Origin of the sequence: Streptomyces sp. NK15101 (genome assembly GCF_020400725.1) — a bacterium.
In the GTDB taxonomy this organism is placed as follows: Bacteria; Actinomycetota; Actinomycetes; order Streptomycetales; family Streptomycetaceae; genus Streptomyces.
Window position 1 is genome coordinate 22,794 of sequence record NZ_JAINVG010000086.1, and the last position, 10,211, is coordinate 33,004.

Annotated in this window: 9 protein-coding genes; 4 read left to right on the forward strand and 5 right to left on the reverse strand. The window is 74.2% G+C overall.

The genetic code is table 11. From position 1 onward, the window contains the following. Nucleotides 1–121 precede the first annotated feature (121 nt). From surE to K7G60_RS31720, 3 genes are all read right to left on the reverse strand, one after another. A complete protein-coding gene (gene surE / locus K7G60_RS31710) occupies nucleotides 122–1,195 on the reverse strand; it encodes a 5'/3'-nucleotidase SurE (protein ID WP_225804410.1) in 1,074 nt (357 codons plus the stop codon). Between the two features lie 97 nt (nucleotides 1,196–1,292). Next, the gene (locus K7G60_RS31715; RefSeq protein WP_225804411.1) at nucleotides 1,293–2,684 is read right to left on the reverse strand and encodes an FAD-binding oxidoreductase; all 1,392 of its coding nucleotides are present in this window, start codon (nucleotides 2,682–2,684) and stop codon (nucleotides 1,293–1,295) included. A gap of 126 nt (nucleotides 2,685–2,810) precedes the next feature. Continuing rightward, nucleotides 2,811–3,668 (reverse strand): PaaX family transcriptional regulator C-terminal domain-containing protein, encoded by an 858-nt coding sequence (locus K7G60_RS31720; protein WP_308082725.1) that lies wholly within the window; start codon nucleotides 3,666–3,668, stop codon nucleotides 2,811–2,813. 155 nt (nucleotides 3,669–3,823) lie between these two features. On the opposite strand from K7G60_RS31720, the gene K7G60_RS31725 reads away from it, so the two are divergent. The 4 genes from K7G60_RS31725 to K7G60_RS31740 are packed head-to-tail and all read left to right on the forward strand — an operon-like array spanning nucleotide 3,824 to nucleotide 7,653. Then, nucleotides 3,824–4,735, forward strand: coding sequence for an SDR family NAD(P)-dependent oxidoreductase (locus K7G60_RS31725; RefSeq protein ID WP_263986544.1), 912 nt, complete (start codon nucleotides 3,824–3,826; stop codon nucleotides 4,733–4,735). Between the two features lie 23 nt (nucleotides 4,736–4,758). After that, nucleotides 4,759–5,628 carry an amidohydrolase family protein gene (locus K7G60_RS31730; RefSeq protein ID WP_225804418.1) on the forward strand — a complete coding sequence of 290 codons (870 nt, stop codon included), beginning with the start codon at nucleotides 4,759–4,761 and terminating at the stop codon, nucleotides 5,626–5,628. Between the two features lie 10 nt (nucleotides 5,629–5,638). Then, nucleotides 5,639–7,153 carry a long-chain fatty acid--CoA ligase gene (locus K7G60_RS31735; protein ID WP_225804412.1) on the forward strand — a complete coding sequence of 505 codons (1,515 nt, stop codon included), beginning with the start codon at nucleotides 5,639–5,641 and terminating at the stop codon, nucleotides 7,151–7,153. Nucleotides 7,154–7,197: 44 nt separating this feature from the next. Beyond that, nucleotides 7,198–7,653 (forward strand): MaoC family dehydratase, encoded by a 456-nt coding sequence (locus K7G60_RS31740; protein WP_225804413.1) that lies wholly within the window; start codon nucleotides 7,198–7,200, stop codon nucleotides 7,651–7,653. Between the two features lie 66 nt (nucleotides 7,654–7,719). On the opposite strand, the gene K7G60_RS31745 is transcribed toward K7G60_RS31740, so the two are convergent. Together K7G60_RS31745 and pcaD are read right to left on the reverse strand one after the other, a co-directional pair. After that, nucleotides 7,720–8,901, reverse strand: a complete 1,182-nt coding sequence (locus K7G60_RS31745) for a 4-hydroxybenzoate 3-monooxygenase (protein ID WP_225804414.1) — start codon at nucleotides 8,899–8,901, stop codon at nucleotides 7,720–7,722. Nucleotides 8,902–8,938: 37 nt separating this feature from the next. After that, nucleotides 8,939–10,211, reverse strand: a 1,273-nt coding sequence (pcaD, locus tag K7G60_RS31750) for a 3-oxoadipate enol-lactonase (RefSeq protein ID WP_225804415.1), incomplete at its 5' end; no start/stop codon positions are given.

A 10,211-nucleotide genomic window follows, 5' to 3' on the forward strand; every position in this document is an offset into this window, starting at 1 on the left:
TCCCCTTCCGAGGGTCCGGAGGGCCGGGGCCGACGGCCGCACGCCCCCGCGGTGAGCCTCGCGGAAGCCGTCCGGTCCGGCTGGGCCGGGCCGGGTCCGGCCCAGCCCGGATTCCGGAGGATCAGCGGCGAGGGGCGTCGTGCTCGACGTACCGGCGGATCTTCCGCAGCGTCTCGGGGTGCGGTTCCCGCACGCCGTAGGTGCGGTCGGCGGTCACCGGTGCCACGGCGATCCGGCCGTCGCGGAGCAGGGCGGTGGAGTCGGCGTCCCGCACGGTCTCGGTGCACGGATCGCCCGGCGCCTCCTCGCAGAGGCCGAGGCCGATCCGGAAGGAGTTCCCGCCGGTCCGCTCGTAGGCGTGCCAGACGACCTGCCCGTGGCCGACGCGTGTCCAGCGCGGAGGGCCGGCGGGCGTCCCCGTGCTGACGTCGGGGTGGTCGACCTTGAGGGCGAAGTCGGCGGTGAGCAGGCCGCGTTGTCTGAGGCCGGCCACGAAGCGGGCGCCGAACTCGGCGTTGGCGCGGTAGTTGACGCGCGGGAAGGACGTGTTCGTCGCGTCGCCGGACGAGGAGAACGCGATCGCGGGGACGTTCTGGTCTATGGCGGCGACGGCGGCGCCCACCGTCCCCGAGTCGTTGACCTGGGCGGACACGTTGGGGCCGGAGTTGATGCCGGTGAGGACGAGGTCGGGGGCCCCGGTCCAGCCCGCCTCGGCCTCGAGACCGGCACGGAGGGCGAGCTTGACGGTGTCGGCCGGAGTGGCGGACGGGGAGTCGTCGGCGCAGCGGCCGTCGGCGAGGCAGACGCCGTAGACGGCTCCCCGGGAGGGCGCCCGGGCGCAGTCGCCCTCGTAGCCGGCGGGCAGCTCGGTGCGGCGCTGCACGGTGAGGACGCCGCCGTTGGTGACGGCGGTGCCCTTGCCGGACTGGACCTGCCAGGGCGCCATGACGACGACGTCGGCCCCGGCGGCGCACATCGCGCGGCGGAGCTCGTACAGGCCGAGCCCGTCGGAGTTGCTCGTCCTCGCCGCCCGCATCGAGTCGTCGTTGGAGATCAGGATCCGCATCCCGGCGAGCGGGAGGGCGTCGGCCTTCTCGGGCGTGGTGGCGTACGCGGCCGCTCCCGTCGCGGCCAGCAGTACGGCTCCCAGGGCGGCGAGTCCGATTCTTCGCGGGGTCGACGGCGTCGACGACATGGGCGTGGTCCCTTCGGTGGGGAGGTGCGCCGCGAGGACGTACGGCCTCGGTGCGGCGCCTTGAGGGGCGGGGCGGGGGGGACGGGTGCGGTGCGGCTCAGCTGCCGAAGCCGAGGCCGAAGCGGTCGAGGGTGCGCAGCCAGAGGTTGCGGCGTCCCTCGTTCCGGTCGGCGCGTGCCATGGACCATCGGGTGATGCCGATGCCGAGGGAGCGGACGGGCTCGGGCGGGAACGGCAGGGGCTTGTGGCGTACGAGTTCCAGGCGGGTGCGTTCGGTGTGCTCGCCCGCGAGCAGGTCGAGCATCACGTCGGCGGCGAAGCGGGTGGCGCCGACGCCGAGCCCGGTGAATCCGGCGGCGTAGGCGACCTTGCGTTGGTGACACGTGTCAAAGAAAACGCAGAAGCGGGTGCTGGTGTCAATGGCACCGCCCCAGGCGTGACTGAAGCGAACCGCTTCCAGCTGCGGAAACGTCGTGAAGAAATGTTCGGCGAGCGTCGCGTACGTCTCGGGCCGGCGGTCGTGCTCGGCGCGGACCGGGCCCCCGTGGTGGACGGCGTCGTAACCGCCCCACAGGATGCGGTCGTCGGCGGAGAGCCGGACGTAGTGGAACTGGTTGGCGCGGTCCGCGAAGCCCTGCCGGCGCTTCCAGCCGACGGAGGCGAGCTGCCCCTCGGTGAGCGGCTCGGTCATCAGCGCGTAGTCGTACACGGGGACGGTGTACGGACGGTGGCGCCGGATCAGGGAAGGGAAGGCGTTGGTGGCGAGCGCGACGCGGCGGGCGGTGATCCGGCCGTAGGGGGTGCCGACGGCGATGACGGCGCCGTGTTCGTCGAGCGAGGCGGCGGGGGTGCGTTCGTGGACGCGGACGCCGAGGTCGAGGCAGGCTCGCTTGAGGCCCCAGGCGAGCCGGGCCGGGTTGACCATGGCGACGTCGTCCCGGTGGAAGACGCCGCCGAGGAAGGTCGGGGAGTCGATCTCGGCGCGGACCGCGTCTGCGTCGAGGAGGAGCGGCTTGCCGCCGTGGCGGGCGGCGGCGTCGGCCTCCTCGGCGAGGCCGTCGAGCTGGTGGCGCTCGGTGGCGACGACGAGGGAGCCGGTGCGCTCCCAGTCGCAGTCGATGCCGTACCGCTCGATGGCGTCCTCGATGCCCTGGAGGTTCTCCCGGCCGAGGCGTTCCAGCAGGCCGATCTCCTCGGGCCAGCGCCGGAGTCCGTTCGCCAGGCCGTGGGTGAGGCTGGACTCGCAGAATCCGCCGTTGCGGCCGGAGGCGGCGGCCCCGACCTCGTCCGCCTCGACGAGCACGACGTCGGTGGAGGGGTCGCGTTCCTTGGCGAGGAGGGCGGTCCACAGACCGGTGTAGCCGCCGCCGACCACGAGGAGGTCGCAGGTGGTGCCGCCGACGAGGGCGGGGGCGGGCCGCGGCCGGCGGGGATCGTCGAGCCAGAACGGGGTGGGGTCGACGTCCCGGAGCGAGCTGAGGTGGTCCATGGGATTCCTTCGGGGTCGCGGAGACGCCCGGGCGCGGGGGGTCTCCGAAGTGCCGCCATGAGACTCCGCCGCGCACGACAAGGTCAATGATGTTGACGTAAGGCGCCCCGGCTGGGCGCCGGGTCGTCACGTCCCCGGCTCCCAGCGGTCCAGGATCTCGTCGGCGATCCGCCGTGCCCCCGGTTCGAAGCGGGCGGAGAGCTCGCGGAAGAGGGTCTCCGCGGCCTCGGCGGGCCAGTCGGCGGGCAGGTGCTCGGCGGGCAGGTGCGGGTCGCGGCGGACCAGGTCGAGCCAGTCGGTGTGGAGCAGGAGCAGCCGGCCCAGGTCGTCGCGGGCCTCGCCGGGGGCGGCGCCGTCGCCCCAGCGGGCCAGGAAGACGCGGTAGCCGTCGGCGATGGCGTCGACGTCGAAGGCGGTACGGAGCAGGGGCCCGGCCTCGGTGGGCGCGACGGCCTCGCCGTGGAAGGCCCTGATACGGTCCCCGAGCCCGAGTTCGGCCGCGAGGGGGGCGACGTCCACCCGGCCGGGGGCCACCCAGAGGCCGCTCTGCAGCGGGCCGAAGCCCGCCCAGACGAGCCGCGAGCGCAGGTCGTGGCGCTCCCTGCGCCAGGACTCGGGCAGCGAGAAGCCGACCAGGGTCCAGGTGCCGTCCCAGGCCCGGTTGACGGCGCCGGTGCGGTGGACGCGCTCCTGGCCGTCGGCGAGGACCTCCGCGGCGCGGGGCGTGAGCGAGAAGTACATGCGGCGGCCGCGGCGGTGCCGTTCGAGCAGTCCGCGGCCGACCATGCGGGTCAGCGTCGAGCGGACGGCGTCCTCGCCGACGTCCACCCGGGCGAAGGCGTCGATCACGCTCGCCGAGGACAGGGCGGTCCCGGTGCCGAGGACGTGGATGCCGAAGAAGGTCAGCATCAGGGACTGGGGGCGGGGCGAGGAACCGGGCTCGGCGGGGGCCGCGGTCTCGGCGGTCGGGGCGGGCTGCGTCACGGGGACAGCGTAGGGCGGGCGCCGGGAAGCCGCCTCAATATTCGGCAGTTCATTGACGGTCGACAGAAGAATGCCTAACTTGTTCGCTCGACGGTGCGCGTCCTGTCGCGATTCCCCGCGCCCCGCACCGTGTTCACGGGAAAGGACCCCCGTTCATGACTCATGTGGATCTCTCCGGCAAGGTCGCCGTCGTCACCGGCAGCGGCCGCGGACTCGGTCTCGCCTACGCCCGCTCGCTGGCCGCCGCCGGCGCCGCCGTGGTGGTCAACGACGTGGACGCCGACGCCGCCGTCGAGGCCGTGCGCCTGATCACCGCCGACGGCGGGCGGGCCGTCGCCGAGGTGGTGCCGGTCGGCTCGACCGAAGCCGCCGAGGCCCTCGTCGCCCGCGCCGTCGACAGCTACGGCCGGCTCGACGTCATGGTCACCAACGCCGGAATCCTGCGGGACCGGGTGCTGTGGAAGATGACGGACGAGGACTTCGACGCCGTCGTCGAGGTGCACCTGCGCGGCACCTTCACCTGCGTCCGCGCCGCCGTCGAGCGGATGCGCGCCCAGGGCGGGGGCGGCCGGATCGTCGTCGCCGGCTCCCCCGCCGGACAGCGCGGCAACTTCGGACAGACCAACTACGCCGCAGCCAAGGCCGGGATCGCCGCCATGGTCCGCACCTGGGGCCTGGAGCTGGCGAAGGCCGGCATCACCGCGAACGCCGTCATCCCGGTCGCCGCGACCGCGATGACGAAGACGATCCCCGCCTTCGCCCCGCACGTCGAGGCCCTGGAGCGGGACGGCGTGGCCTTCCCCGACAGCCTGCGCAAGGGCGAGGGCTTCGGCACGCCCGAGGACGTCGCCGGTCTGGTGACCTTCCTCGCCTCGGACGCGGCCGCCGGGGTGACCGGCCAGTGCGTCGGCGTCGGCGGCGACAGGCTCTCCCTGTGGTCGCACCCGCGGGAGGTGTCGGTGGCGTACGCCGACGGGGGCTGGAGCGCCGAGGCCGTCGCCGCCGCCTGGCCGGTGACCGTCGGCCGCGTCCCGGAGACCTTCGGCATCCCGGCGCCGCAGCTGTGAGCGGCCACGGCCCGACGTCCCCGCTGGACGTCGACGCGCTCGTCGCCATCGACGTGCACACCCACGCCGAGGTGTCCGAGAAGGGCGGGGCGTCGCTCTCCGCCGAGCTCGACGCCGCCGCGGGCGCGTACTTCAAGGCGGAGCACCGCCACCCCACGCTGCCCGAGATCGCCGCGTACTACCGCGAGCGGCGGATGGCCTGCGTGGTGTTCACGGTGGACGCGGAGTCGGCGACCGGCACCCCGCCGGTGCCGAACGAGGAGATCGCCGAGGCCGCGCTGCGGAACCCGGACGTGATCATCCCGTTCGCCGGTGTCGACCCGTACAAGGGGAAGGCGGCGGTCCGTCAGATCCGGTGGCTGACCCAGGAGTTCGGGGTCAAGGGCTTCAAGTTCCACCCGAACATCCAGGCCTTCCACCCCCACGACCGGATGGCGTACCCGCTGTACGAGGCGATCGAGGAGGCCGGTGCGGTCGCGGTCTTCCACACCGGGCAGACGGGCATCGGCGCGGGCGCGCCCGGCGGCGGGGGCATCCGGCTGAAGTACTCCAACCCGATGGACGTGGACGACGTCGCCGCGGACTTCCCGGGCATGAGGATCGTCCTCGCCCACCCGTCCTTCCCCTGGCAGGACGAGGCGCTCGCGGTGGCCACCCACAAGCCGCAGGTGTACATCGACCTGTCGGGCTGGTCGCCGAAGTACTTCCCGCCGCAACTGGTCCGGTACGCCAACAGCCTCCTGCAGGACAAGGTGCTGTTCGGCTCCGACTTCCCGCTGCTCGCGCCGGACCGCTGGCTGGCCGACTTCGCCGGGCTCCCGATCAAGGACGAGGTCCGTCCGAAGATCCTCAAGGAGAACGCGGCCCGCCTGCTCGGTCTCACCGGAAACTGAGGGGTACCCCATGCGCAACCAGGGCATCGGCTCCTGGCCCGCCCGCCGCGACCGCAAGTCGCCCCGGCGCACCGCCCTGCTGTACGAGGGCCGCGCGATCGACTACGCCGAACTCCACGAGCGCTGCACCCGGCTGGCCCACGTCCTGCGGGGCGCCGGGGTCGAGCGCGGCGACCGGGTGGCGTTCCTCGGCCCCAACCATCCGGCCTACCTGGAGACGCTCTTCGCGGCCGGTCTCCTCGGCGCGGTCTTCGTACCGCTCAACACCCGGCTCGCCGTGCCGGAGCTGCTCCATCAGCTGACCGACTCGGGCAGCACCGTCCTGGTGCACGCCGGGCAGCCGGCCGATCGGGTGACCGAGCTGGCGGCGGGGGCCGGCCTCGCCGCCGTCCTCGCCGTGGACGGCGGTCCCGGCGCCCCGTACGAGGAGCTGCTCGCGGCCGCGTCCACGGAGCCGGTCGACGAGGAGGTGGGGCACGAGGACGTCTGCCTCATCATGTACACCTCGGGCACGACCGGACGTTCCAAGGGCGCCGTCCTCACCCACGGCAACATCGTCTGGAACAGCCTCAACGTCCTCGTGGACACCGACCTCGCCGGCGACGAGGTGGCCCTGGTCGCCGCGCCGCTGTTCCACACCGGGGCGCTCAACATGAGCTGCCTGCCGGTCCTGCTGAAGGGCGGCACGGTCCTCCTGGAGGCCTCCTTCGACGCCGGCCGCGCCCTGCGGCTGATCGAACGGCACCGGGTGACCTGCATGTTCGGCGTGCCGACGATGTACGACGCGATGGCGGCGGCTCCGGGCTGGGCGGGCGCGGACCTGACCGGTCTGCGCAACCTGCTCTGCGGCGGCGCCCCCGTGCCCGGCCGCACCACGCGCGCCTATCTCGACCGGGGCCTCGCCTTCGTCCAGGGGTACGGCATGACGGAGACCGCGCCCGGTGCCCTGATCCTGGACCGGACCGATTCGGTGAGCCGGGCCGGTTCGGCGGGCGTCCCGCACTTCTTCACCGACGTACGGGTGCTGCTGCCCTCCGGCGAGGAGGCGGCGCCCGGCGAGAAGGGCGAGGTCGTCGTCGCGGGGCCGAACGTCACCCCGGGCTACTGGAACCTCCCGGAGGCGACCGCCGCGGCCTTCCGCGACGGAGGGCGCTTCCGGTCGGGCGACGTGGCCACCGTGGACGAGGACGGCTACGTCCGGCTCGTCGACCGCCTCAAGGACATGATCATCTCGGGCGGGGAGAACGTCTACCCGGCCGAGGTGGAGGACGCCCTGCTCGGACACCCGGACGTCGCCGAGGCGGCCGTCATCGGCGTGCCCGACGCCCGCTGGGGCGAGGTGGGGCGGGCCGTCGTCGTCCCCCGCGCGGGGGCGACCGTCACCGAAGGGGAGCTGATCGCCCACCTGGAGGGCCGGCTCGCCCGCTACAAGATCCCCAAGAGCGTCGTCCTCGCTCCCGACCTCCCCCGCAACGCCACCGGAAAGCTGCTCAAGGCGCCCATCAAGGCGCGCTACGGCGGCTGAACCGTTCCTCCCCGTTCAGACTTCCGATTCAGAGGAGTGCCACCATGGCTCTCACCGTTCACGGCATCGACGAGATCAAGGCACAGGCCGGGGCCGACCTCGGCCACAGCTCCTGGGTCGAGATCGCCCAGCCCCGGGTCGACACCTTCGCCGACGCCACCGACGACCACCAGTGGATCCACGTCGACGCCGGGCGCGCCGCCGCGGGCCCCTTCGGCGGCACCATCGCCCACGGCTATCTGACCCTCTCGCTGCTCATCCCGATGTGGAGCGAGCTGCTTCGGGTCGAGGGCGTGTCGATGGCCGTCAACTACGGCCTGAACAAGGTGCGCTTCCCCTCCCCCGTGCGCGTCGGCTCGAAGATCCGCGCGCACGGCCGCGTGGTGTCCGTGGAGGACGTCAAGGGCGGGGTCGAGGTCGTCGTGGACCTGACCGTGGAGATCGACGGCGTCGCCAAGCCGGCGTGCGTCGCCCAGGCGGTGTACCGCTTCTTCGCCTGACCCGCGCGTACGTCGGAGGGGGCGGCTGCTTCGCGCAGCCGCCCCCTCCGGCGTTCCGGCGGAGCGTCAGTCCGTCCTGAAGCCGACGTAGTTCTCGGCGAGGGAGGCCGAGGCGGCCGTGGAGCCCGCCAGGTAGCGCAGGTGCGAGAGGCGCAGTTCACGGTCGAAGCCGGACTCGGCGGGGTCGGCGTGGAGCAGGGTGGTCATCGTGTACGAGAAGTGCTCGGCCCGCCAGATCCGGCGCAGCGCGGTCTCGGAGTACGCGTCGATCGCCGACTCGTCGCCCTGCGTGTGGTGGCGGGTGAGGGCCCGGGCGAGCAGGGTGACGTCGGCGACGGCGAGGTTGAGGCCCTTGGCGCCGGTGGGCGGCACGATGTGGGCGGCGTCGCCGGCGAGGAACAGGCGGCCGTGGCGCAGGGGTTCGGCGACGAAGCTGCGCATCGGGGTGATGCCCTTCTCCGTGATGGGGCCGCGCCGGAGGGTCCAGTCGCCGTCGACGGCGAAGCGGGTGTCCAGCTCGTCCCAGATCCGCTCGTCGGGCCAGTCCTCGACGGCGTCGTCCGGGTCCACCTGGAGGTAGAGGCGGCTGACCTTCGGCGAGCGCATGCTGTGCAGGGCGAAGCCGCGCTCGTGGTGGGCGTAGATCAGCTCGTCGCAGGAGGGCGGGACGTCGGCGAGGATGCCGAGCCAGGAGAAGGGGTACGTCCGCTCGACCACGGTGAGCAGGTCCTCGGGGAGGGAGCGGCGGCCGATGCCGTGGAAGCCGTCGCAGGCGACGACGTAGTCGCACTCCAGGGTGGACTCCGCGCCCTCGTGGCGGTAGCGCACGGCGGGCCGGTCGGTGTCGGCGCCGTCCACGGAGAGGGCCTCGGCCTCGAAGAGGACGGTTCCGCCGTCCTTCAGGCGCAGTTCGATGAGGTCCTTCACGACCTCGGTCTGGGCGTAGACCATGACGGAGCGGCCGCCGGTCAGGGACGGGAAGTCGATGCGGTGGGAGCGGCGGTCGAAGCGGAGTTCGATGCCGTGGTGCTCCAGGCCCTGGCGGTCCATCCGGGCGCCGGCGCCGGAGGCGCGCAGCACGTCGACGGTGTCCTGCTCGAGGATGCCGGCGCGCTGGCGGCGCTCGACGTACTCCCGGTCGCGCCGTTCGAGGACGACGCTGTCGATGCCCTGCCGGTGGAGCAGGTGGGAGAGGAGGAGACCGGCGGGACCGGCTCCGATGATGCCGACGGTGGTGGTGCGGGGCATGGGTGGCTCCGTGAGGGGTCGGTGGGCGGGCAGGGGTTCAGGAGGCGGCCGCGTCCTCGGCGAGGACGCGCTGGGCCGTGGCGAAGGCGGCGTTGGCCGCGGGGACGCCGCAGTAGACGGCGGAGTGCAGCAGGACCTCCCCGACGTCCTCGGGGGTGAGGCCGTTGCGCAGCGCGGCCCGGACGTGCAGGGCGAGCTCCTCCAGGTGGCCGTGGGCGACCAGGGCGGTGAGGGTGATGCAGCTGCGGGTGCGGCGGTCGAGGCCCGGCCGGGTCCAGATCTCCCCCCAGGCGCAGCGGGTGATGTAGTCCTGGAAGTCGGCGGTGAGGGCGGTCGTCCGGGCGACGGCCCGGTCGACGTGCGCGTCGCCGAGGACCGCGCGGCGCACGGCCATGCCCTGGGCGTGCCGGCTGCCGTCGTCGGCGGGGGCGCCGAAGTGGCCGAGGAGCGCGGTGAGGACGGCCTGCGGGCGTTCGGCGGGGGCCAGGTGGGAGGCTCCGGCGAGTTCGAGGAGGCCCGCGTCGGGGATGCCGTCGGCCAGCTCGCGGGAGTGGGCGGGCGGAGTGGCCGGGTCGGCGCGGCCGGCGACGACAAGGGTCGGGACGGTGATCCGGCCGAGGTCCTCGCGCAGGTCGTACGTGGCGAGGGCGTCGCAGCAGGCCGCGTAGCCGTCCGGGTCGGCGGCGCGCAGGTCGGCGAGGAGCCGGTCGGCGGTCCTGGTGGAGGCGAAGCCGGGCGTGAACCAGCGCGCGGCCGTCGTCTCGGCCAGGGGCGCGGTGCCCCGGGCGCGGACGAGTGCGGCGCGCTCGCGCCAGGCCTCCGGGGCGCCGAAGCGGGCCGAGGAGCAGACGACGGCGAGGCCGGTGACCCGGTCGGGGTGGTGGACGGCGAGGTGGGTGCCGACGGCGCCGCCGAGGGAGATGCCCGCGTAGCCGAAGCGGTCGGCGCCGAGGTGGTCGGCGAGTTCGAGGACGAGGCCGGCGAGGTCGGCGACGGTGGTGGCCCCGGGCTCGGTGTGGGGCAGCGCCTCGGCGGGGGTGCCGCCGTGCCCGGGGAGGTCCCAGCGGACCACCCGGTGGTGCCGGGCGAGCGCGGCGGTCTGCGCGTCCCAGACGGCGAGCGAGGTGCCGAGGGAGGGCCCGAGGAGGAGGACGGGGGCGTCGGCGGGGCCGTCGACGCGGTGGTGGAGGGCGGGGGCGGCCGCCGGGGCGGGTGCGGCGGCCGCCGCCCGGGCGGGTGCGGGGGGCTCCGGGCCCGGCCCCGGGGGGGGGGGCGGGGGGGCCCCCCCGGGGGGAAGGCGCCGGGGGGGC